This window comes from Cohnella sp. WQ 127256, assembly GCF_024519285.1.
Classification (GTDB): domain Bacteria; phylum Bacillota; class Bacilli; order Paenibacillales; family Paenibacillaceae; genus Cohnella.
Genome location: NZ_JAMZCY010000001.1, coordinates 1408270 through 1433125, shown reverse-complemented (window position 1 = coordinate 1433125; position 24856 = coordinate 1408270). Strand labels below are relative to the sequence as shown.

19 protein-coding genes are annotated in these 24856 nt (G+C 47.0%); 15 read left to right on the top strand and 4 right to left on the bottom strand.

Going from position 1 to position 24856, the window contains the following annotated elements:
* Nucleotides 1-3 precede the first annotated feature (3 nt).
* The 6 genes from M1K58_RS06315 to M1K58_RS06290 are packed head-to-tail and all read left to right on the top strand — an operon-like array spanning nucleotide 4 to nucleotide 6703.
* Entirely contained in the window at nucleotides 4-2343 is a 2340-nt protein-coding gene (locus M1K58_RS06315; protein WP_256758266.1) for an FAD-dependent oxidoreductase, read from the top strand.
* Nucleotides 2343-3491: a Gfo/Idh/MocA family protein gene (locus M1K58_RS06310; protein ID WP_256758265.1), complete on the top strand. Its 1149-nt coding sequence runs from the start codon at nucleotides 2343-2345 to the stop codon at nucleotides 3489-3491. The genes M1K58_RS06315 and M1K58_RS06310 overlap by 1 nt, the downstream gene beginning before the upstream one ends.
* Nucleotides 3492-3505: 14 nt before the next feature.
* Entirely contained in the window at nucleotides 3506-4255 is a 750-nt protein-coding gene (locus M1K58_RS06305; RefSeq protein ID WP_256757804.1) for an SDR family NAD(P)-dependent oxidoreductase, read from the top strand.
* 44 nt (nucleotides 4256-4299) lie between these two features.
* Nucleotides 4300-5136, top strand: a complete 837-nt coding sequence (locus M1K58_RS06300) for an SMP-30/gluconolactonase/LRE family protein (protein ID WP_372339111.1) — start codon at nucleotides 4300-4302, stop codon at nucleotides 5134-5136.
* A 20-nt stretch (nucleotides 5137-5156) separates the two neighbouring features.
* Nucleotides 5157-5951 carry a creatininase family protein gene (locus M1K58_RS06295; protein ID WP_256757802.1) on the top strand — a complete coding sequence of 265 codons (795 nt, stop codon included), beginning with the start codon at nucleotides 5157-5159 and terminating at the stop codon, nucleotides 5949-5951.
* Nucleotides 5948-6703 (top strand): LamG domain-containing protein, encoded by a 756-nt coding sequence (locus M1K58_RS06290; RefSeq protein WP_256757801.1) that lies wholly within the window; start codon nucleotides 5948-5950, stop codon nucleotides 6701-6703. The genes M1K58_RS06295 and M1K58_RS06290 overlap by 4 nt, the downstream gene beginning before the upstream one ends.
* Before the next feature lie 87 nt (nucleotides 6704-6790).
* On the opposite strand, the gene M1K58_RS06285 is transcribed toward M1K58_RS06290, so the two are convergent.
* Both M1K58_RS06285 and M1K58_RS06280 read right to left on the bottom strand, forming a co-directional pair.
* Nucleotides 6791-7156 (bottom strand): RidA family protein, encoded by a 366-nt coding sequence (locus M1K58_RS06285; RefSeq protein ID WP_256758264.1) that lies wholly within the window; start codon nucleotides 7154-7156, stop codon nucleotides 6791-6793.
* A 28-nt stretch (nucleotides 7157-7184) separates the two neighbouring features.
* Nucleotides 7185-8561: an extracellular solute-binding protein gene (locus tag M1K58_RS06280; RefSeq protein ID WP_256757800.1), complete on the bottom strand. Its 1377-nt coding sequence runs from the start codon at nucleotides 8559-8561 to the stop codon at nucleotides 7185-7187.
* A 321-nt stretch (nucleotides 8562-8882) separates the two neighbouring features.
* On the opposite strand from M1K58_RS06280, the gene M1K58_RS06275 reads away from it, so the two are divergent.
* Genes M1K58_RS06275 through M1K58_RS06240 form a run of 8 tightly spaced genes read left to right on the top strand, consistent with a single transcriptional unit; the run spans nucleotide 8883 to nucleotide 20998 of the window.
* Nucleotides 8883-10007: an ABC transporter ATP-binding protein gene (locus M1K58_RS06275; RefSeq protein WP_256757799.1), complete on the top strand. Its 1125-nt coding sequence runs from the start codon at nucleotides 8883-8885 to the stop codon at nucleotides 10005-10007.
* A 2-nt stretch (nucleotides 10008-10009) separates the two neighbouring features.
* Nucleotides 10010-12991, top strand: a complete 2982-nt coding sequence (locus M1K58_RS06270; RefSeq protein WP_256757798.1) for an extracellular solute-binding protein — start codon at nucleotides 10010-10012, stop codon at nucleotides 12989-12991.
* The gene (locus M1K58_RS06265) at nucleotides 12988-13968 is read left to right on the top strand and encodes a carbohydrate ABC transporter permease (RefSeq protein WP_372339109.1); all 981 of its coding nucleotides are present in this window, start codon (nucleotides 12988-12990) and stop codon (nucleotides 13966-13968) included. The genes M1K58_RS06270 and M1K58_RS06265 overlap by 4 nt, the downstream gene beginning before the upstream one ends.
* Nucleotides 13969-14826: a carbohydrate ABC transporter permease gene (locus M1K58_RS06260; protein ID WP_256757797.1), complete on the top strand. Its 858-nt coding sequence runs from the start codon at nucleotides 13969-13971 to the stop codon at nucleotides 14824-14826. It abuts the gene before it with no gap.
* 26 nt (nucleotides 14827-14852) lie between these two features.
* The gene (locus M1K58_RS06255; protein ID WP_256757796.1) at nucleotides 14853-16901 is read left to right on the top strand and encodes a YIP1 family protein; all 2049 of its coding nucleotides are present in this window, start codon (nucleotides 14853-14855) and stop codon (nucleotides 16899-16901) included.
* Entirely contained in the window at nucleotides 16894-19125 is a 2232-nt protein-coding gene (locus M1K58_RS06250) for a DUF5696 domain-containing protein (RefSeq protein WP_256757795.1), read from the top strand. Before M1K58_RS06255 ends, M1K58_RS06250 begins: the two co-directional genes overlap by 8 nt.
* Nucleotides 19122-20018, top strand: a complete 897-nt coding sequence (locus M1K58_RS06245) for a carbohydrate ABC transporter permease (RefSeq protein ID WP_256757794.1) — start codon at nucleotides 19122-19124, stop codon at nucleotides 20016-20018. Before M1K58_RS06250 ends, M1K58_RS06245 begins: the two co-directional genes overlap by 4 nt.
* The gene (locus tag M1K58_RS06240) at nucleotides 20015-20998 is read left to right on the top strand and encodes a carbohydrate ABC transporter permease (protein ID WP_256757793.1); all 984 of its coding nucleotides are present in this window, start codon (nucleotides 20015-20017) and stop codon (nucleotides 20996-20998) included. The genes M1K58_RS06245 and M1K58_RS06240 overlap by 4 nt, the downstream gene beginning before the upstream one ends.
* A 132-nt stretch (nucleotides 20999-21130) precedes the next feature.
* On the opposite strand, the gene M1K58_RS06235 is transcribed toward M1K58_RS06240, so the two are convergent.
* Nucleotides 21131-22525, bottom strand: a complete 1395-nt coding sequence (locus M1K58_RS06235) for an ABC transporter substrate-binding protein (RefSeq protein ID WP_256757792.1) — start codon at nucleotides 22523-22525, stop codon at nucleotides 21131-21133.
* A gap of 169 nt (nucleotides 22526-22694) precedes the next feature.
* On the opposite strand from M1K58_RS06235, the gene M1K58_RS06230 reads away from it, so the two are divergent.
* Nucleotides 22695-23522: an AraC family transcriptional regulator gene (locus tag M1K58_RS06230; protein WP_256757791.1), complete on the top strand. Its 828-nt coding sequence runs from the start codon at nucleotides 22695-22697 to the stop codon at nucleotides 23520-23522.
* Nucleotides 23523-23617: 95 nt separating this feature from the next.
* On the opposite strand, the gene M1K58_RS06225 is transcribed toward M1K58_RS06230, so the two are convergent.
* Nucleotides 23618-24391 carry an IclR family transcriptional regulator gene (locus M1K58_RS06225; protein ID WP_256757790.1) on the bottom strand — a complete coding sequence of 258 codons (774 nt, stop codon included), beginning with the start codon at nucleotides 24389-24391 and terminating at the stop codon, nucleotides 23618-23620.
* Nucleotides 24392-24856: the final 465 nt, after the last annotated feature.

Here is a 24856-nt window from a genome sequence, read left to right as displayed (position 1 = left end):
GATATGGGTGGAACGGAACGCGTAACGATCGGGATGAGAGTCGTAGAGGAATCGTACGATATTGTCGTTTGCGGAGGAGGACTGGCAGGATTTTCCGCAGCGGTCGCAGCGGCAAGGCACGGGGCGCAGGTATGTCTGGTACAGGATCGCCCCGTGTTCGGTGGCAACAGCTCGTCTGAAATCCGCGTGCCTCCTCAAGGGGCAGCCAGCTTTCATGCTTACGCGCGCGAGACTGGAATCATTTCCGAGCTGCTCATTGAGGAGCGGGCGCGTAATCACGAAAGCCCTATATTCGATAATGGTTATATAAACAGCGTGTGGGATATGGTGATGTACGAAATGGCCATGGCGACGCCGGGCCTTACCTTCCGGTTGAATTCTACCGTTACGGATGTCGTACTGAGCGACGAGCGGACGGTCGAGGCTGTTATTGCTCGCGTCAGCCATGCGGAAACCGAGCTTCATTTGAGTGGGATCACCTTCATCGATTGCACGGGTGATGGAATCGTAGCGGCACTCGCTGGTTGCAAGTGGCGGTACGGAACAGAAGGTCGGGACGAGTTCGGTGAACCACATGCTCCAGAGAAAGCTAGCGATGCGGTGATGGGCAGTTCGATTCATATCAAAGCCAAGAACGTGGGTCATCCAATACCATTCACAGCTCCGGAATGGGCGGTTCGTTACGATGATCCCGATTTTTTCTGGAAGCGCGGACGTGGCGTCAATCCTTACAGTGGCTTCTGGTGGATGGAATTGTCCATGCCTTGGCATACGATCCATGATAATGAGACGTTGCGGCATGAATTAACTCGACATGTCCTTGGGGTGTGGGATTATATTAAGAACCGCGATCCGGTTCTCCAGGAAGAAGCACAGAATTACGCACTGGACTGGATTGGGCAAGTTCCTGGTAAACGGGAGAGTCGTAGAATTATCGGTGAATACTTGATGACGGAGCATGATCCTCTAGGGAAGACTGTGTTTCCCGATGAAGTCGCGTATGGAGGATGGTTTATCGATTTGCATGAACCCGGAGGGTTACTGGCGGAGTACAGCGAGAAAACCGCTGTTGAAGAGGACAACAATCAAACCTATATGGCAAAAAGCTATGTGGGTCCGTTCGGCATCCCGCTGAGAATTCTCATCGCCAAAGATATGAACAATCTGATGATGGCGGGACGTAATGTAAGTGTTACACACGCGGCACTGGGTACTGTACGGGTGATGGGCACGACCGCGGTAATGGGGCAGGCTGCGGGTACTGCCGCAGCAATTGCCTTAAAGAGAGGCATCCAAGTTCGCGAGGTCCCAGATAGTAGCAGTATTCATGAAGTACAGCAGGCGCTACTGCGCGATGGCTGCTTCCTGCCTAACAGGGGGAATGGAGACCCTGATGATTTAGCTCGCAAGGCAACGGTACGAGCGAGCAGCGAAGCGACGCTTGCCCCAGTCGGACCAGCTCCGAGGGGAAATCTATCAAATGCGCAGAATGATGCATTGACCGCTACACGTGGACAATGGATTGCTGTAGGAGCGGATCGCCTGGATTCGTTAGCGGTATGCATGAATAACGATTCCGGTACGGTGCAGTTTGTTGAAGCGCGGGTTTATGCTGTGGACCATCTTTGGGATTATCGGCTTCATCCCGATGAGCCGTTGGCAGCAACATTACTCACAATACCTGTTGGGGTGGAGCAATGGGTGGAGTGGCGCATTAACCTTTCTGTTGTGGCGATTCGTGGCTCTTACGTACGGCTGGATTTACTTGCGAATCCGCATGTTAGCTGGGTTTCGGCATCTTCAATCGAACCAGGTCATGTGAGCGCCTATGAAATCGGAGAAGAGAAAATGCGCAAGCTCGGTCATGGAGTCATGATGAGCCTTAAGGTCCAGCCTCCACAAGCCTGCTACGAAGCAGGTAATGTGCTTAGCGGTGTCACGAGACCCTATCGGTATACGAACCTCTGGCGATCTGATCCGTCTCAGAATTTACCCCAATGGCTGGAGCTTTCGTGGGAGGAGCAAGTCGAGGTTGGTGTGATTGAGCTGACTTTTCCTGGTCACTTGATACGTGGATATATGCAGTACCCTGCGCTGTACAAGGACCCACAATGCCCGAAGGATATTACGCTTGAAGCTATCGCAGATGGGCAATGGGTTGAGCTTGCAACGTTGCGTGGTAATTATCAGCGCAGACGGGTCATTACATTGGAAACAGCCATAATTACCAATCGGTTGCGCGTTGTCATTCATGCCACGAATGGCGACCCGTCTGCCGCGATCTATGAAATCCGCTGCTATCCGTTACCCAAACCTAAGCGTTCAGGGAAGGATGAGGAATGATGAAACAGGTCAGAATCGGCATGATTGGAGTGTCCGGCAGAGGACGTATTGCAGAGCTATGGCACGAGCCAAGTGGTAGATCCATGATCGTCGGAGGTGCCGATATTAACGAACGGCATCTCCAGGATTTCAAGAAGGATATCAACCCGGAAGCCTTCATTACAACGGATTATCGAGAGCTACTGGAACGTCAGGATATTGATGCGATCGCGGTCACATCACCTGATTATTGCCATGAAGAACATGCAATAGCGGCATTACAAGCGGGAAAGCATGTGTTTTGCGAGAAACCTCTAGCGATTACGGTTGAAGGGTGCGACCGGATCCTGCAAGCTCATAAGGAGTCAGGCAAACAGTTAATGGTCGGATTTAATATGCGTTACATGAATATGTTTCGGACGATGAAGGAAATTGTCGATTCCGGTGCGATCGGAGAGATAAAGGCTGTGTGGGTGAGGCATTTCGTTGGTCATGGGGGGGACTATTATTACCACGACTGGCATGCAAATTCTCGCAATACAACCTCGATGCTCTTACAGAAAGGCTCACATGATATTGATATCATTCATTGGATTACGGGTCAATATACAAAGAAGGTAGCGGCATTTGGAAGTCTTGATTTTTTTGGCGGCAACAAACCAAACGATTTGACATGTCCGACCTGTGATCAGCGGCAAATATGCACCGAGGCGCAGTTTGAGACACGAACGCAGTGCGCTTTCCGTCAAGAGATTGACGTTGAAGATAACAGTATGATGATCATGGAGCTTGAAGGAGGCATTAAGGCCTCCTATTTGCAGTGTCATTTTACTCCGGATTACCATCGCAATTATACGTTTATTGGTACGGAAGGAAGAATAGAAAATTCTCAGCCGGATAATAAGGTTTATGTCCAGACAAGGCGTTCGAATAGTTACCGAGAGCTAGCCGACCGGACATACGAGATCAAGCATGCCGAGGGAGGACATTCAGGCGCCGATCCTGGGATATTCGAGGATTTCATTCGAATGATCGTGGATGGCAAAGCTCCGCTAGCTACGCCAGTAGCAGGAAGAATGAGCGTAGCGGCGGGAGTTGCTGCAACAGAATCGATTCGTAGTGGTGGTCAGGTCGTCGAGGTTAAGCCGCTTGATCCTCAACTTCTGTAGGGAAGGTGATCAGAATGAACATGCTGCAGGACAAGGTTATTTTGATAACGGGATGCTTAGGCTCGCTTGGTCGCTCGGCAATCGAGATGTTTCTAGAACGTGGGGCAACGATATATGGATGTGATCGCGTTCCTTTGGACAAATATCCAGATATCGAGCTTCTACAGGAGCAATATGGGGAGCTTCGAATGAAGTATAGACAGGCGGACATGTGTGTGGAGGACGAGGTCAAAGCGGTCATCTCAGACGTCGATCGCAGCTTCGGTAGATTAGATGGGACATATCACAATGTTTACACAAACGGCTGGAAGCCGGTCGTGGAGATGTCGCTGGAAGAGTGGGATAGCTCCATTCGAGGGACGCTGACGAGTACCTTTCTATTAAATAAATATGCAATCCCTTTACTTATTCGGTCTGGTGGAGGCTCTATCGTGAACACCTCTTCGATTCTAGGTCAGATTGTTTCTAAGGGCTGTCTAGCTTACGGGGCGGCAAAGGCTGGGGTAGATCAGATGACGCGTGTAGTAGCTGCCGATTATGCCGAGGTTGGCATTCGGGCGAACGTGCTCGTGCCAGGAGATTTCGATGCGAAGGAATTGATCGAGCGCCAAACCGATCAGCAGATAGCTACGATTAAGCAAAATTCATGGATGGGGCGAAGTGGGAGTGCAGATGAAGTGAACGAGGTTGCTGCATTCCTGTTATCCGATGCTTCGTCTTATGTCACCGGTTCTCGCTATCAGGTTGACGGAGGCTTTCATTAACCACAAGTTGAAGCCATGGGATCTGTAGAAGATGAGTGAAGGAGATGAGATCATTGGATTATGTCAGCGCTGCGCTAACGTTACCAAGGAGCTTCACTAGCGGGATAGAAGGACCAGCCTGTGATGGAGCCGGCAATATCTATGCCGTTAATTATTCAAAGCCGGGTACTATCGGACAGGTAACTCCTCAGGGAGAAGAGAGCATTTTCGTTGAATTGCCTAATGGGAGTATAGGGAACGGAATTCGCTTTAATCGAGATGGAGAGATGTTCATCGCAGATTTCGTCCATCACAACATTATGAAGGTAGACATGTCCACGCGGAATCTGACCATACATGCCCATGAGCCTCGGATGCATCAACCAAACGATATTGCGATTACAAGGAAGGGAGTTATCTATGCTAGTGATCCGAATTGGGACGATGGCACAGGGAATTTATGGCGTATAGATCCAGACGGTACAGTAGCTCTATTAGAAGCCAATATGGGGACAACGAACGGTATCGAGGTCAATCCAGACGATACTATACTCTATGTTAACGAAACGTTGCAGCGCAAGATTTGGGCGTATGATCTGAATGAGAGAGGGGAAATCAGCAATAAGCGATTGCTCATTGCTTTCACCGATCATCTGCTAGATGGGATGCGTTGTGACATGAAGGGAAATTTGTATGTAACCCGCTTCGGTAAAGGTGTCATAGCGGTCATTTCTCCGCATGGCGACCTGCTTCGGGAAATCAGGCTAGAAGGAACGGATTGCACCAATCTGACGTTTGGCGGGCCGGAAGGCAAACACTGTTATGTGACTGTGTCGGATGTCGGCAATGTTCAGGTATTTGTCGTAGAGCATCCGGGTCGCTGTTGGGGAATGTGGAAATAAACGGGGGAGGGGATGTTACGATGAAATCGTTTCTATTTCACGAGCACACAAGGGAGCAATTAAATCAGAAGGCTGCGGAAGGATACATGGTTGTTGTTGCGCTGGCTGCGACCGAGCAGCATGGGCCCCATTTACCCGTATATACGGATAGCCTAATCGGACAATTCGTGGCGACCGAAGCAGTCGAGCAAGCGGCAAAAACCGTGCCGATTCTGCTATGTCCGTTAATATCGATCGGATGCTCGGATCATCACAAGCAGTTCGGGGGGACGTTATCCTTCTCCTCCTCTACCTATATGCAGATGCTAAGGGATATAGGTGAAAGTCTAGTGTCTTGTGGCTTTCGCAGGATCGTGTTCTTGAACGGCCATGGCGGAAACGAGCCAATCATGCACCAGACGGCCAATGACCTGGCTGTGAAACATCCAGTTTGGACCGCATCGGCATCCTATTGGAGTATATCCAGAGAACAATTGCACAGAGTAAATGCCGATGAAGTTGGTATGGTACCGGGACATGCTGGTGGATTTGAGACTTCGGTAATTATGGCCCTGCGGGAAGATCTAGTCGCTACCGATCTCATTGTTGCAGAGCATTCAGAGCGGGCTTGGATAAACTCCGGTCCTCCAGGGACTTTCATAGGCAGACATTTGGAGTTGACCGGCTCGGGTGGCTACACCGATGCGCCACATATGGCAACGAAAGAGCGGGGGGAAAGGTATTTAGAAGCGATTAATCATTCTGTAACAGCTTGGCTTATCAATGTATACGATTCAATGGACAGCGGGGAAAGGAGCATGAATAGGGATAAATGAGAACATTAACTTCAACATTCATTCAGAATCATCCTTCACTTGTAGCCTTTTGGGATTTCCAAGAGGCTGCTGGTGAGAGGAGGGTATCCAAAGGCCCTAATGGTTATAAACTGCAGGAGATGTCTGGTAGGATCGAACGGGTGGAGGATGGGCAATTCGGTACCTATAGCGCTTTACTGCGCGAAGGCGATTGGTTTAGAGTTTCTCGTGAAGAAGCGACTTCATTGAACATTTACGGTCATCATGCAGAAGTGACTGTCGCTGCATGGGTGAAGAGAAATGCGACAACGCGGAGTCATTGTGAATTTATTGCCGGAATATGGAACGAGACGAAGGAGAAGCGTCAATACGGGTTATTCTTGAATTTGGCAATCTGGGATAGCGGAGATCAAGTGTGTGGTCATGTATCTTCGATTGGCGGTCCGACTCCTGGTTATATGTATTGTATGGATGCTTCCATCGGACAATCAAGCGTACCTTTTGATCAGTGGCAATTCATAGCGTTTACCTATGACGGTGAATATGTCCGCTCTTACTTGAATGGCAAGTTAGATGCGAGAGATCGATATAATCCATATTCGTATAAAGGTGGTCTGTTCGACGGAGGGGCAGATGGTGCTGATTTCACCGTTGGGGCAGTAGACCGTTCAGGCGAGATTGGGAATTTCTACGCAGGGCAGATTGGGGGGCTAGCTGTGTTTAAGAAAGAACTCACGGAGCAAGAGATTGCAGAGCTGGCTCTTAATAAATAGTGCGTAGCGTTGCGGTTGTATTGTAGTAATGGACAACGCCCGATGGAATATGTCCTACGGGCGTTGTTATTTTACGATAAACAACTGCTACTTGCGAAGATTAGCAATAACATCAATCTCTACAAGGAGATTAAAGTTGAGCTCGCAATAGACCAGAGTACGTGCAGGATAGGGGCGTGGAAAGACGCGAGCATAAATGCGATTGAATAATTCGTAGTCGCTTTTGCTTTTTAGGTAGACGTTTACTTTAACAACGTCCTCTAGCTTCAATCCGGATTGAGCTAGAATATTCTCGATATTCTGAATCGTTAATAGAGTCTGACCTTCAAGATCATCGTCTGTCACTTCCCCGGTGAGCGGATCAGTGCCTCCCTGACCGGAAACAAACAGATGCGAATCGGACGGGGTGGCAGAGGAGAAGGGAAGCTCATCCATTCCATATTTGGTATTCATATTCAACAGTATTGTTCCTCCCCGCTGCTTACCAGCCTAGTGCCTTTCTTGTTTCTGCAGCCTTCAAATTATAAGCCTCAACCGCAGGAATACGAGAGCTAAAGTCACCGCCTTTGGTGATCATGGCGGCGATTGGTCCGTTTACAGTGTCTACTAAGGTGACAAGATCAGCAATGGCTGGGTCACGAGAGAAGCAACACATCTCGGTATTCATACGAATGGCATCCACGTTTTTCCCTTGCCACCTAGGCACCTCTGCATAATAGTCATACAACACCTGATCTTGAACCCAAGCGCCACTTCCATTCTCAATCATCGTCTTCTGCGCTTCGAGATCGAAGAGAAAGCTGATATATAAGAATGCTTCATCCTTGTGTTTGGACGATTTCGGAATTCCGATTGCCCCAGCTTGGTGGACGGTTGCTTGTTGGGCTTTACCTACCGGTAGGGGGAGTACATCCCATTCAAAGGTTGCTTTATCAAGCGATTCTAACACCCAGTCGGCGCCGAGAGTAAATAAAGAGTTACCTTGTAGAAATACTTCCATGGAATCACCTTGCATCCCTAGCTTCTCTCTTTCGATATCACTTGGCCGTACATGCCACTTAGTAGTGAGCTCTTGCGACCACTTAAGATCTTCCAATAGCGCAGGTGTATTAACCAAGCTTGAGCTGTTATCTCCATTCATATAGCGGTAATTGTCCGCGCTTCCGTTAGCCATTGTCATAATGCTTGTGAATTCGTCGACTAAACCGCTGATGCCCCAATCGTTGGTCGCAGGATCGGTTGCTTGCTTAGCCATCTCCAGTAAGTCGTCATAGGTCCAATCGTTACCTGGCATCTCCATACCGTATTTATGAAGCATTTCCGTATTTACGACGATCCACATCGGAATATCGGAGTAGGGGACGACCCATTGCTTGCCTCCGGTTTGGAATGCTTCAATGAATCCATCTGCCATCGAGGCACCTTGAATTCGAGTGTCCTTCTCTATATAAGGGCCTAAGTCTTCGAGAAGATCGCCAGACAACCATTGGGATAGGCCTGCGTCAAGGAAGACGAGATCGGCGTTCTCTCCGGCAATGACATTGTTGACGATTGCTTTATCGATTTTTGTATTTGCTTCTATTGTAATCCAGGGATACATCTCGTGGAACTTATCGTACAGAGCTTGATTGGGTCCTACAAACCAGGTTAGGGCGGTTAAGGTGACTGGTTCCTGAGTGGTTTCTGGCAGTCCGCTTGAGGACTCCGATGGGATAGGTTTCGTTGAACTTGAGGATGAGGACGTTGCGGAGCTTACAGCATTGTTGTTCGAACAAGATGCTAGAACAGGCAATAAAGCGAGAATAATAATGAGGCTTACTAGGTAATAACTCTTAGCCCTTAGCTTTCCTTCATTCATAGGCGTACACTCCCCGAATAGGATAGTTAATTATGCTGACAGGCTCATGCTGCAATGTATTGAAAGGGTTATCATACTTGAATTGTAACACGAGTATATTTCATGTCAAGAAAATGTATTCACATACTAACAAATTAGGCGGAAATAGGTGTGGATTGAGCTTAGTCACAAAGAATAGGATTTTCAAAACAACATTAAATTTGCTTAATAATCATGAGTTATTGAGTTTATTTTGTGGGTTTACGTGTTCAATTATATTTGCTATCATGATTTCATATACGTGAAACAAATTTAAAAAACAGTTTCGTGGGGGTAAAAGTTATGGGGAACGTAGCATTTAACCACGTATTCAAATATTACAAAGGAGAAGTAGATCCATCGGTTAACGATTTCCACCTGGATATCGCTGACGGAGAGTTTCTGATTATGGTAGGGCCATCAGGCTGCGGGAAGTCCTCGACCTTACGCATGTTGGCTGGTCTCGAAGAAGTGTCTGAAGGAGATATCTATATTGACGGGAAGTTAATGAACTACGTTTCCCCGAAAAATCGCGATATCGCCATGGTGTTCCAGAATTATGCGCTTTATCCGAATTTAACGGTATACGAGAATATGGCGCTTGGTCTTCAATTGCATAAGGTGGCCAAAAGTGAAATCGAACTACGCGTGAACCGTACGGCGAAGATGCTTGAAATTGCACATTTCTTGACGAAGAAGCCGAATCAATTATCTGGAGGACAGAAGCAACGCGTGGCTCTAGGACGCGCGCTAGTCAGAGAGCCTCAAGTATTTCTAATGGATGAGCCATTATCCAACTTAGATGCCAAGCTGCGGACTCAAACTCGGTTGGAAATCAGCAAGCTACACAAGGAGCTACGGACGACGATGGTCTACGTAACTCATGATCAGACGGAAGCAATGACGATGGGTACGCGTATCGTCGTCATGAAGGATGGCCGCATTCAGCAGGTCGCTCCACCTCAGAAATTGTATGATGAGCCTCGGAATTTGTTCGTAGCCGGATTTATCGGAACTCCCCAGATGAACTTTCTTCATGGAACGATCGTATCCGAGGACGATAAGTACTATTTTAGAAGCAAGCGACTGGAATTAAGAATACCAGAAGCCTACATCCCCCTCATAAATTCAACCCATAATGCTTTGCGTAATGTCGTAATGGGCATTCGTCCAGAATATGTATCGTGCGAGGCTTGGGCGCTTGAGAATTATCCGGAATGGAGCGTTTCCGCCATCGTCCATATGAGAGAGCCACTGGGATCGAATACGTACTTGTACGCGAAATTAGGTGAAGAAAATCTCATTTCACGAGCAGAAGCTCATACACTGATTGAGCCAGGCGATTCGGTCAAGTTTGCCCTTCGCTTGGACAAAGCTCATTTCTTCGATCGAGACAGCGGATTATCGTTGACAAGCTTAGGGGAGTGATTATGGTGAAGAGGAAGAGAAACCGTTCCATAATCGCGATATGCGGAATTGTCTTGTTCACCATCCTATTAGCATTCTTAATCGGAGCGAGACCTAGCAAAGAACAAGATTATCCCGTGTTAACGGCAGATGGGATCTTGTCCGCTATTCGCTCATCGGATAACGCCTCCCAGTCTTATACACATTGGATTCGGAGCGAAGGCTACGGCGCTTACAAGCTCGCAACAGGTGATGCCATTACAGTAATGGCTGTCGATTTTACTGAAGCTGCTACCGATGCGCAGGTTAAACGTCGATCGGATCAAGCACGAGAAACGGACGTAATAGATTGGAATAACGCCAAAGGCTGGATCGAGTGGCAGATCGAAGTACCGCAGGCGGGTATCTATGAATTGCAAATGGATTACGCACCTCTTAAGGGAGGTTTCACATCTATCGTTCGTGGAATTCAGATCGACGGCGTGTATCCGTTCGATGAAGCGGAGCGGGTTAGCCTTAATCGGCAGTGGAAGGATAGCGTATATCCGTATGAACGCAATGGAATAGGCAACGAGATTCGGCCGGTCCAAGAAGAGTTGCTGGATTGGCGTTCCGAGAGTGTTTCAAATTATTCGCTTAGCTCCGAGCCGCTTCGTTGGGTGTTAACGGCTGGAAAGCATACGATCCGTCTTGTAGGCAAGCGTGAGCCCATGTCTATACATTCGATTACTTTGACATCGCCTGAGCGGGTTCCTACCTACAAAGAATACGTAAATGAACAATTGTCTGGCAGCCATACGGATCAGCCCTGGTATGAAGTCATTGAAGCGGAACGTTATGCGCACAAATCCTCCGTTACCATTCAACTGCAGAGTGAATCCGAGCCTTACATTTCTCCCGACCCGAAGGGGAAAATTGTATACAATGCAATCGGAGGCGCGGATTGGACGAAGTCGGGAGAGTCGGTGGGGTGGGAGGTTTCAGTTCCGAAGTCGGGTTATTACGCGATTGACGTCAAATATTATCAGGGCTTTAACGGCAAATCGAGCGCCTACCGTACCGTGCTACTCGATGGAAAAGTTCCTTTTCAGGAGATGCAAAGTTTTCGTTTCGCTCCTAACAAATCGTTTGAAATTAACTCCCTCACTAACGGGGAGGGGAGCCCCTATTTGTTCTACCTTACAGAGGGCAAGCATGTACTTGAGATGGCTGTCGACACCTCCAGAATCCGTCCGGTCAGTCAGTTACTGCAAAATATTAATGAACGACTGACGATGATCGAAAGGGACATTCGCTCGATTACAGGAAACTACGGATATGACGGTGATCAGAATGTTGATAAAGCTCGTACTTGGGATCTTCGCAAATATGACCCAGAGCTTGATGTGAAGCTACAATCGATCATCGATGATCTACTTATGATCTGTGGCTATTTGGATGGACTGAATCAGGCTGAAACTGACTCTGTCAGGGCACTTCGCGTCAATGCGGATCGAATTCAACGCCTGCTTAACCGCTTGAATGACATACCTAATCGTGTGACGGAGTTCGCGACGATTAGAACGAGCCTCAATACTTGGATTCAGACGATAGAAGCACAGCCGATCGAGCTGGATTACCTGGTCGTTCGTACCCCTGAGTCCGATACCGGCTTGAAGGTACCGAGCACCTGGAATAAGGTTAGCTATTCCACGACAAATTTCTTCAGATCATTTTTTCAAAACTATGATACAAATGAGTCGGCTGATGAGAATGCACTGACCGTATGGGTGCAGCGGGGCAAAGATTATGTAGATTTGCTGGAGCTTATGGTCGAACAAGATTTCACTCCTAAAACGGGAATTAAGGTAAACATCAATTTGATACCGAATACTAACGTGCTGCTGTTGGGTAACGTGGCCGGAGATCAGCCCGATGTAGCACTAGGTGTCCCCCTTGAAACACCAGTCGATTTTGCCATCCGAGGTGCGGCGGAAGATTTAAGCACCTATCCTGGGTTCGATAAGGTGTTCAGCCAATTTAACCCAGGGTTGATGCGATCTTATCAATACAAGGATAAGAACTACGGTATGCCTGAAACCCAAAACTACTATATGATGTTCTACCGAACGGATATTTTCGAGGAACTGAAACTCCAACCACCGGACACGTGGGAGGATGTAACCAGCCTATTGCCAACCTTGCAAGAAAACGGACTAACGTTTAATTTACCAAAGAAGTATTTCCACATTCCGTTCTATCAGAGTGGCGCAGAGTTCTATCAACCGAACGGGCTACTACCGAATCTCACCTCTGAAGAGGGAATAGCGGCCTTCAAAACGTGGACGGATTGGTATAGCAAATATAATCTGCCTAAAGATATTCCCGTTTTCATCCATCATTTTCGCAATGGCGATATTCCGATTGGTATTGCCGACTTCGATATGTACATTCAATTAACAGTTGGTGCGCCCGAGATTGATGGGAAGTGGAGGATGCTCCCAATACCCGGCATAGCGCAGCCCGATGGAACGGTTGCCCGATGGTCGCATAATGAATCGATGACCCGACTACAGGAGCCTTCGTCCATCATGATGCTAAACAAGAGTGAACGGAAGGATGAGGCTTGGCAATTCATACAATGGTGGACTTCCGCGGACGTTCAAAGCCGATACAGCAACGACATCGAGTCATTCGCGGGCATCGCCTATCGCTGGAATACTGCTAATCTGGCAGCTATGCAGACAATACCTTGGCCAGAGGAGGATCTGGCGTCTCTAAATGAACAAGATAGATGGGTTAAAAATATGCCGTACGTGCCCGGTTATTACTATTTGGCCAGAGAGATCGAATTTGCTTGGAATAATGCAGTTATCGGTAAAGTGCCGCCCAGGGAAGCATTGGAGCGTTCGGAGATGTCTCTAGCGCGGGAGATGATGCGTAAGCAGGAGGAGTTCGGAATTACTTCTGAGGACGATCTCCACATCACACCGTACAACAAACCTTATGAGAGGAGTACGCCGTGAAAACTGTGAGTCCTACTGAGGTTGTTGTCAGTCAGCCGTCCGCGCCAATCGTAAGCTATGGAGTTCGACTTCGGCAGTTTGCACGCGAATGCTGGTCGGATCGCTTGTCGTATTTGTTTCTGGCGCCCTTCTTGCTATGCTTCATCTGTTTTATCATCGTTCCGGTTATCATTGCCATTCTGCTCAGTCTGACCTCTTTCAACGGCTTTGATTTTCCGCGCTTCATTGGAGTTAGCAACTTTATCTACATGTTCACGCAGGATGTCGTGTTCATGAAATATACAATTCCGAATACGCTGAAGTTTGCCATTGTTGTTGGGCCAGGCGGATACATCTTTTCCTTTATATTCGCCTGGTTGATTCATCAACTGCCGAAGAGCATTCGTGATTATTTCTCACTCGCTCTGTATGCACCATCAATGGTAGCGGGAGTGGCGCTGACGATGGTGTGGACCGCAACCTTCAGCGGGGACAGCATTGGCTATTTGAATCAAATATTGCTTAGCTTAGGCATCATTGAGTCACCACAATTGTGGTTACAAGACCCGAAATATTTAATGACAATTATGATCATTGTCACGATGTGGACCAGTATGGGTGTCGGATTTCTGGCAATGCTCGGCGGACTGCAAACCGTAAATACCGAGCTGTACGAAGCGGGAAGAATCGACGGGATCAAAAACAACCTGCAGGAAGTGTATTATATTACGATTCCGAGTATGAAACCGCAGATGCTGTTCAGCGCGGTGATGGCGATCGTTGGTGCGATCAAGGCGGGTTCTATTTCTAGTGGGCTTACCGGGATGACGATTACACCGCAATATGCCGGACATGTCATCAACAACCATATTTACGATTACGCGTTTCTAAGATACGAATGGGGTTATGCCTCGGCGCTATCGGTCGTGCTGCTCTTGCTAAGCTATACGATAATGAAGCTATGCTACAAGGTGTTCGGTACGAAGGAGGATGAATAAATGCTACTCTCCTTCCGTAAGCAAATTACCTTCTCGCGAATATCTCTCGTTGTATTCCTAACCGGTATCGGAATCTTCATGCTTTTGCCAATTATTTTTCTATTTAACAATGCCTTTAAGCCCTTGAATGAGTTGTTCCTATTTCCGCCGAGAATTTTCGTGCAGCATCCAACAATGTATAATTTCGAGCAACTGTTTCTGCATACTTCCGCTGGCGTAGTCCCGTTTACCCGTTATTTGTTTAATAGCGTATTCATTGCATTGATCACGACTTTTTCCGTTCTTATCGTCAGTACGATGGCAGGTTATGTTTTATCCAAGCACCGTTTTCACTTCAAGGCATTTATCATGGGGGCGATCTTAATCGCACTTATGTTTACGCCAGAGACAGTAGCTATTCCTCGTTATTTGATCGTCAGCGGACTAGGACTCAAAAATTCGTATTTGGCACACATACTTCCATTTCTAGCCTCGCCAGTCGCCGTATTCCTTATGAAACAATTTATCGACCAAATCCCCACCCCACTGATTGAAGCAGCAAAGCTGGACGGCGCAACGGACATGTATATTTTCATCCGAATTATCATTCCGTTAACTTCACCAGCGGTCGCTACAGCAGCCATTATTACTTTTCAAACCGTGTATATGGACGTTGAAGGGTCGACGTTGTATATGACCAAAGAAACAATGAAAACACTAGCCTACTACGTGGAAGCGATGACGTTAAATATCCCAGGAGTCGCACAGATCAGCATTGCTTCTTCCATTGGTCTCCTCATGTTTCTACCAAACTTAATTATTTTCTTGCTGTTCCAACGGAAAATGATCCAGACGATGCTGCATTCGGGTGTGAAATGAACGCGGGGAAAGAGAGGGGGGTGCAGATGTTCGATCGCACAAGGCATGGGCTGCTTATTAAAGCGTTCGCAACCTGTTGTTTGCTCGGTTTGCTCTTCCCGGAGTTCGTATCGGCCCAGCTTCCATACCATACCTGGTACAGGGATCTGAATTCCGGAATGATCGCCACACAACCGATCTATGTGCCGGATCGAGTAATCGATGGCAATCGAGTGGAAGGTGGGCTAGCCTCGCCAAGTGATGTATACATTGCAGGGGATAATCATGTGTACATTGCGGATACGAGCAACAATCGAATTGTGGAGTTGGATGAAGGCGGCGAATACTTGCGCAGCGTAGGTATGGAAGCAGGGCCAGGCAAGCTAAATCAACCGGAGGGCGTATTCGTATCGGCGGATGGAATGATCTACGCGGCGAATACTGGGGGTCAATCGATCATTCGTTATTCAGCAAATGGCCGTTTTGATCGAGAGTTTAAAAAACCCGAATCGAAGGTACTCACGGCCGACTATCACTTTCTCCCGACCAAGCTGGTCGTAGATCGACGCGGCGTGATGTATATCGTGGTAAAGGATACATTCCTGGGCTTGCTAAGGATGAGCCCGGACGGTGAATTTACGGGTTTCTTCGGTGCGAACAAGGCGAAGCTCTCCTGGCTTGATCGATTGAAGCGATCCCTGTTGAACGAACGGCAAATGGCTCAGGAAATTTCTAAGCAACCGAACCCGATACAGAACGTGTCACTCGCAGCGGATGGTTTCCTATTGACGACTAGCTCCGGACTTTCTAGCGATGGGCAGATCAAGAAATTAAATGCCGGTGGGTTCGACGCATTTCATAACAAGGCATTCTGGGAGCCGCATCTCGTGGACACGGCGATTGATCAGAATGGCTTCATGTATGGACTTAATCGGGATAATGTCGTCAGTATTTCTGTTTACGATCCGACTGGAGAGGTCATGTTCTATTTCGGATCGACGGAGAAGAGTGCTCGTCAGTTAGGCATCACTGATTATGGCATCAGTATCGACATTAACAGCAACAATGAGCTTTGGGTCGTTGATAATGCCTCTAATTTAATTCATATCTTTAAGCGAACAAGCTTCGGGGATACGTATATGATGGCAGCCCATTTGTACTTCGATGGAGATTATGAACAAAGTCGCTCGTATTGGGAAGAAGTCATTCGTCAGAACGGTATGCTCAACATTGCCTATAACGGTTTGGGCAAAATAGCGCTGCATGATCGGGATTATCGTACGGCACTTGATTACTTTAAACAGTCTAATGATTCCGTAGGTTATTCTAATGCTTTCTGGTATATCCGATATGAATGGTTAAAACAGAATTTCTTGTACGCGGTCGTCGTGCTAGTGATCGCAATATGGGGATTATCGTTCTTGGCACGTCGAGCGGCAGCGTTCATTCGTAAACGTATTTGGCCAGCTAGGCTAAAGCGATATTCGAGCGAATTGAGGGACGCGCTGTATGTAATGGTGCATCCATATCAGGGATTCTATCGGTTGAAGGATCGCAATATTTCGTACGGTGTCATCTGCTTCTTGTTGCTGTTGGCCATAGGCATTCATATCTGGTCCGTTTTCGCGTCGGGATTTATCTCTTATCCGTTCGAGCTCGGAAATTATAATATTCCTCGATCTCTAGCCTTTAAGGTGGTTCCTTGGGTGACCTGGGTCATTGCGAATTACTTAGTAAGCGCTGTGAAGGGTGGAGAGGGCAAGTTTAGGGAAGTTCTTCAGGCCAGTACATTTGCACTCGTTCCCTACATCGTCATCACCATCCCGACAACGATATTGACCAACTTTGTTGTGCTGGAGGAATGGATCATTATCGATCTGATCACTCGTGGGATGTGGATCTGGATCATCGTTCTGTTCTTCGTCATGACGCAGGTCATTCATAATTTTGATTTCACGGAAGCGGTTAAGAATGCAGCCATTACAATCTTTACAATCGGTGTCATCTGGGTGTTCGTGATGATTATTTCAGGTCTGGCTTATAACTTCTATGATTTCATCGAACAGACGTATCGGGAGGTGACCTATCGTGCATAGAACAATGTGGCCGGTAAGTCGTACGGCTCGACTAATGCTGATTCTCTCGATCGTTATCATTCTTATCCTAGCGGTGATCCTATACGGCAGACGGGATAAGCTACCTTCACTTCAGAAGATGGGGATTAGTGCTCCAATTGTACAACTCACCGCTGTTAAGGAAGGAGCTGCTTGGAAAGAAGGAGTAAAGGATGATGAAGGTTTTGCTGAAGTGGCGGACAATAAGAAATATACTCTGCTGCTTGAGCCTAAGACGAGTCAGATTTCCATTGTCGATAAGGACAGTAACTATAGATGGCGGAGCAATCCGTCACGAGAACAACTGGCAAGTGAAACCGTTAAGGGCGCTTTGCTGGAAAACTTGAAATCACCGTTTATTATGGAGATTGTCGCTGCGGGCCAAACAAGGCGCTCTTCGTTAAATACGCAGTCCAAGGGATTGAAGATTGACTATACGGTCCTCGACACCACGGGCATTCAGGTAAAGTATTCATTTGAGAAACAGAAGCTCTCATTCGTCATCCAGTACAGACTGACTAGTCATGGGATGGAGGCGATTATACCGAGTGATGGCATCCAGGAAGCAGGTACCAGCTTAATCTATTCGATTCATTTGTTACCTTATTTTGGCGCGGTATCAGCTGGGAGTGATACGGGCTATCTGTTCGTGCCAGATGGACCTGGCGGTTTAATCTACTATGATCGCATCAGGCCAACAATCGGCAGCAGCTACGAGTTTCCGATCTATGGAGATGATCCAGCCAAGCTTAATTATAATGAGGAGTCTATGGTGCTCCGTGAACAAATCGCTTTTCCCCTTTATGGCTTGAAGCGCGGTAATCAGGCGTTCGCCGCAATTGTGAAGGAGGGGCCCTATACAGCCAAGATTAAAGCGGCAACGCCAATCAATAAATCGAAATATCATTCGGTTAGCGTCAGCTTCAATTATCGGGATGAGTATGGGCGCAAAGTAAGTGGATTAACTAAGGAGACGGTGAATACGATTCGTCAGGAACGGAGCATGGAGGACCGTCGCGTGGAATTCCGGTTGTTATCCGGTGAGGAAGCAGATTACGTGGGGATGGCCCATGCGTACCGTGACTACTTGGAAGAGAATGGACAGCTTGGTCAACAACTGCAGCAGGCAAATCATATCCCGTTAATGCTCTCGATTGTCGGAGGAGGAAAAAAACCACAATACGGGAGTGACAGCTATGAGCCAGCAACCACGTTTAACGAGGCCGAGCTTATCGTGAATGGCTTACGCGATGCTGGGGTGGCTAGCATGAATGTAATCTATCAAGGCTGGCAGAACAGCGGCCATACGTATACGGATGAGCGCTTTCCGGTTGTCTCCAAATTAGGTGGTAATCAAGGAGCTAAGCAATTCGTGCGCAACATGCATGACATGGGGATCAAGGTGCTATTTGATGACTATATGGGATGGAAGGTAGCGGATTATAGCTCCTTCTATAAGAAAACGGATGGCATACGCAGTATCGATTCCACCGTCTTCTCGGGGCAGGGCGACAGCTTTATTGTAAATCCTGTGAAAGCCGTTCGCGAGCAGAAGCAAGTGATTGAGGCTTTGAAGGATATCGGGGTTGACGGTATTCATTATGTCGACGGACCAGGGAGCTTGACCTTCAGTGATTATCGCTCGTCAAACCCGCTTACGCGAAGCGATACCGTATTTTATTATCAAGCATTGCTAGATTATGTTCGCGAGCAATTATCCTTAGCAGGAGTCACGCGAGGGGAACAATACGCGTTGAAGCATGTCGATTATATCGAAGGGCTGCCGTACTCGTCCAGTCAAGATATTATGATCGACGAGACTGTCCCCGTCTATCCGATCGCTGTTCACGGTACGGTCGGTTATTCGACAGTTCCCGGAAATATGCGCGATATTTACGAGGATGAGATGCTGAAGGCGATCGAATATGGCGCTATTCCTTCCTTTAAGTTAACTTACGCCGAGAGTAGAGTGCTGAAGAGAACGGATTTCCAAGACGTCTATAGCAGTCAATACGACATTTGGAAAGACCGCATCGTTGAAGATTACAAGAAATTTGACCAATTAGCAGCAGTATACCATTTGAAAATCTCAAATCATGAAAAGCTTGAAGATGGAATCTATGTTACCTCGTATGAGGATGGAACGAAGGTTACCGTGAACTACAAAACGAAGCAATTCAGCGTCGAGGGAGGGAAAGCAGGATGAATGGAAAAACCTCACGACGCAAACAGCTCTTTCTATTTCGTTGGAAAGAATACGGAGTCGGCTATCTGTTCATGCTGCCGTGGCTCATTGGATTTATCGCATTCGTTGCTTTTCCAGTGGGATGGTCGTTGTGGAATAGCTTCAATCAAGTGTTCATAACGAGCGAGGGATTCAAATATACGTGGGTTGGACTGAACAATTTTCGGCGGATGCTCATAGAGAACAACGCTTATCCAATCATCTTACTCACGTATATGCAGGAAGTACTGTTGATTATCCCTCTTATCCTGATTTTCTCCTTCTTCGTATCCTTGCTATTAAATGAACGGTTTCCGGGACGAGCGTGGATGCGCGCTCTCTTCTTCTTACCCGTTATTTTCGCTACGGGTCAAGTCATCATGGAGCTGTTCGGACAGGGAGCAGGCCAGCTGCCATTCGTTCAAGACTACAAATTAGATGTCATCCTTCGTGAATATTTCAATGAAAGCACTGCCAACATGCTGTTAGGGATCCTCGGTAAAGCTGTAATCATCCTCTGGTATTCCGGTGTTCAAATCTTAATCTTTATTGCGGGGTTCCAAACGATCCCCAAAACGGTATATGAAGCAGTCAAGGTGGATGGCGCCTCACCCTGGGAAAGCTTCTGGAAGATTACCTTCCCGGGAATGCTGCCGTTCATTGGACTAAATGCGGTATATACGATCGTCGACTTGTTTACTTTCCCCTTAAATCCAGTTATGGAGATTGTCAGAAACAATATGTTCTCACCTACAACAGGATATGGCTACGCAAGTGCTATGGCTTGGTTGTACTTCGCAATCATAATGGTGTTGCTCGGAATTACTTTATGGCTGACCTATCGCGCGACTAAAGGAAGGGGAGACGTTCGATGAAGCTGGAAGGAGTGTATAAACAGGTCAGGGATGATGTGAGGGCTACACTTGCGGATCGTAAGACACAGAAGCTTAAGAGACTGATCATCGGGCAAAATGTGAAGGATGGGGTAATCGCCAAACTAATTATTATCGCATTGTTGACGGTGATTGGCTTTCTCTATGTGAAGCCCATACTGTACATGATCTCCACTAGCTTGAAAAGTGTAGCCGATATGATTGATCCCGTTGTCGGTCTAATCCCGAGGGAGTTGAATTTAGACAATTATAAGGATGCTTGGAAGGGGCTTAATTATCTAGATGGCTTCGCGGATACGATGACGATAGCCTTACTCGGATCCATCTTTCAGGTATTTACTTGCGCCCTGACCGGATATGCTCTGGCACGGTTGAAATTTCCAGGGAAAAACCTATTTTTCTTCCTTATTCTCATCGCTTTTCTGATCCCACCGCAGTTGACGATTGTTCCGCTCTATATGATCTACAGCGAGCTTGGATGGATTAACACTCCATTTGTCTTCCTGATTCCTGCCATATTTGGCCAAGGCTTACGAGGGGCGCTGTTCATCATTATCTTTCGGCAATTTTTCCACACTCAGCCGAAGGCGCTGGAGGAGGCGGCGAAAATTGATGGAGCTTCGGTGTTCCGCTTGTTCTTCCGGATCATGATGCCGTTGGCCACTGGAGCTTGTCTAGTCGTGTTCTTGTTCTCCTTCGTCTGGTATTGGAACATGAGCTACGAGGCTGCTTTATTTTTGAGCAAGGATTTCACTCCACTCTCATTACGACTAAGCTCCATGCAGATGGAACTGCTAGGTAACAAAGCAATTGACTTCAGCGCGGGAGTAGGTAAGGATCCCATCTCGGAAGGTCCCAAGATGGCCGGTGCATTCCTCATTATCTTTCCACCTCTTGTTATTTATCTGATTGCACAACGATGGTTCACGGAAGGGATAGAGCGCACGGGACTGGTGGAATAGCGGCATACCCGGTTCATCCTTAGGAACATGAACGAAGAGGCTGTCTCAGGAATGATCCTCTGAGACAGCCCCTAATTGTCATCTTATTCCACTCTAGTTTACTAGCGAGTGTTTATAACCTTCCTTACCAGATTACTTCTTGTTGGCTAATTCCATTTCGACCGCTTTGTTCAGCTCCGTCTCCGCAGATTGGAGGGCTTTCGCTGAATCAAGCTCACCACGGATAACCTTCTCGAATTCAACGGTTAGAATCGAAGCGTAGTTCAAAGTGAGAGTGGGATGAATCGCAGGTGAAGGAGCAAATTTATTATAATAGATGGCTGTTGCATTTTTACCCTTTAACAAGGCGACATCCGCACCGTATGCTTTACGGACTTCTTCATTAAGAAGGTGTGTCGGTCTGCCTTCTTTGGCTGCTGCTAGCTGCGCTTCATCGGATAATAGCGTGGATACTGCTTGGAGCGCGGCTTCTTTATTGGCTGCGGTATCCGTTATATAAATCATGGTAGGAAGGGATTGATAGCCAACTCCATTGTTATCGCTGAAAGTAGGAGCTGCAACCATATCCCAATTCAGTTGATCGAATCCAGGTCGTTTGTAGCTAGTAGAGAGGGAGAGAACCATGGCGATATTTTTCTGTTCGTAGAACTTGCTTAGCTCAAGTCCAGAGTCTGGCTCGTAGCCTTCAAGATTGCCCTTAATCTTGTAGAAACGAGATAGATTATCGAAGATTCGCTTCCAGCCTTCGTTATTTACGGTCGCTTTACCGCTTTGTGCATCGATAATCGGAAGGGAAAGCTCATTACCTAAGAGAGCAAATCGATAGAACATGCTAATGCCGCGATACTTGACCTTATCCTTAGTCCCAGTCACTTTCTTAGCTAGCTCATAAAGCTGATCCCAGGTCATACCATCTGTCGGGTAAGGCACATTGAACTTATCGAATATATCTTTGTTGTAGAACAATGCCATTGGATTGGAGCTTTCCGGCAAACCGTAGAGCTTTCCACCGGAGTAATTTTTAGCGGATTCAATGGAGGCAGGATCGAATCGGCTCAAGTCAATGATTCCAGAATCGACCAGGCTCGTGATATCCGTTTGGAGATTGTCAGCTAATAATACTCGCAAATCTGCTTCACTTGCTCCGTAGTGAATATCAGGCGTAATGCCTTTTTGCGCTTTCAGGTCCGGAATATTCAGTATGCAGGAGCAGTTGTAGGTGAGATTGATATTCGGATATTTCGCTTTAACCCAGCTATTAATCTGCGGCTCGAAAGCTTCCTCCGGAATGGAACCAAAAACACTCACTTCAATCTTGCTAGGCTCGGGTTCAGGCTCGGGCGATGGGGTTTCGGAGGCTGACGGCGATGGTGTCGGTGACGGTGTGGGGGATGGAGAAGCGCTTTCAGATGCCGGCGCACTGGAAGAAGGAGCTGCTTCATTGTTGTTGCCGCATGCGGAAAGGATCACCGTTAGCAGTACCACACACATGAGTAGAGAAGCGAAAAGGCGAGACTTGTTGATCATTCCTGTAACCTCCCTAAGGTTCTAAATAAAAGGCCTATATAGAATGAATAGCCGTTTCTTCAATTTTGCAGAAAAACGAGGTTCTGGTATATGGAATAAAAGTGGATTGTCATGGATAAATAGTTAAAAAATGATTTTATATTCGTGAAATGGGTTAGGGGGATAATCGATGTATGCCTTTTTTGACCGTTTCTATCCACAGATTCTCGATGTCCTTCACGGTAAGTTGGAGCATTGGGAGACGCATGGAACCCAGATCTACAAGAAGTCGACTAGCAAGCTTTGCTTGTTCTACGTTTACGAGGGTCAGGGCGTCATGGAGCTTGATGGAAAGCCATACATCCTTGCGGAAGGGATCATCGCGCAAATTCCCGTTAGACGTAAACTATTGATCCGTAATGCGCCTCCGCATCCCCTGCGTTATTTTATGATCGAATATGATTTCAAGATGATTAATTGGCAGGGCGAGTTAACGCAATGTGAGGAACCTCCAGAGAAGTGTTTGCCCTTTGACTTAGTCGTACCTCTCATGGATCATAGGGGGCTTCGCTCGGATATGCAGCTTCTTTATCGCATCTGGTCTGAGAGAAAGGAAGGGTTCTCCGGTCAAGTTAAGCTGTTGTTTTTCAACCTTATCCTCCGAATTAGTGAACAGTTGTATGAACGACAGAAGGACGATTCAGCTGAACGGTCGATTAGGGATTGCGTGAATTATATTCATAATCACTACCAGGAGTCTCTAGAACGGGAGCTACTTGCTCGCAAAGTGTCGCTATCAGGAAGCTATTTCTCCGTGTTGTTCAAGAAGTATGTGGGGTGCTCTCCCGTACAATATATAACGAGGGTGAGGCTCGACAAGGCGATGCAATTGTTAAGGGGAAGTAACAAGACGGTATCAGTCGTCGCGCTTGAGGTTGGATTTCATGATCCGCTATATTTCAGTCGGGTATTCACGCGCGAGATTGGAGTGACTCCGCGAGCTTATCGGGAAGCATAATCTGAATGTTATACTTTCTGATCGGTTAAAAAAAGCCAACCAGATCAAATCGATTCTGGTTGGCCATTCAGGATGGAATATGAAAATCCGATATCCTAGTTTTGTTGCCCATATACTTTGGTGCTCAACTCTTCGCAAGATCTCTTGATCCAATCATGTACTCTTCCCCATACTTCTCCGGTAATACGGACGACTGGAATGGAGATGCTGACTGAGGCAACAGTGCGACCATCCGCATCCACGATAGCTCCACCTACGCAGTGCACGCCATCGACGGTTTCGCCCATGTTATAGCCGAATCCCTGTGAGCGCACTTTGTTCAGCTCTTTGATTAGGTCTGAGAATGTGGAGATGGTCTTATCAGTTACTTTCTCCAGTTCGTCGTTTGGATAGAGCACTCGAAGCTCCTCCATGGATAGATCAGCCAATAAGATTTTGCCGGAAGCCGTGGAGTGCAAGGGCAGAGTCGTTCCGACGTTGGGATTAAAGCGAAGGGCGTGCGTGCTCACCTTTTCCCCAATATAGAGCAGGTCGCTTCCAACTTTAATAGCAAGGCTGGTCGTCTCATTCAAATCATCAATAATTTTCTCGGCGATGGAATTAAACTCTCCAGTTAAGCTGGAACTACGCATGTAACCGGAGCGAATCGTGAAGAGCTTATAGCCGATACGGAATTGCTTGCCTGAACGATCCGTTTCCAAATATCCTCGGTGTAGCATGTTTTGCAAAATGACATAAGTACTGCTTGGCGGCATGTTTAAGCCTTTGGAAATTTCGGTCAGATTGTAGGATTCCTTATCCCCGGTAAACAACTCGAAAATATCCAATACCCGATCCGCTGATTTGACCTTTGGTGGTTGTTGTCCCATTCAGATAACACCTTTCTCAGAAAGAAATTCATAAACATGAAATATATAATCATATTACCGTACTCCTGACGACTTGTCGATAGAGCCGTCTCTTTCTGTTGTAAAGATAAGGCTGTGATTGATGCTGAAATTAGCTTTATAAACCGTTCATAGCGTATTTCTGTATTCAATACTATCAAGTGGGGCGTTATTCCGAAGATAGGGTTTTTGCTTCGTCTTTAAGTGTTCCTAAGCTAATTTTAAAATTATATTCACATATATGAAAATTAATATTTACGTATGTGAATAATATGTTATAATGTGAAAACAAATTGCAATTTTACTAGGTTTACACCTTTTGCTACCAACACTAGAAGGGGGGTGAAATCAAGTAAAGAATTTGCATTCATGTATGCGGTTACATTCCTTCTTTGTATCTGCTATCCGATGGAATTCGAGGTGAATTTATTTTTCGATGGGGAGTGA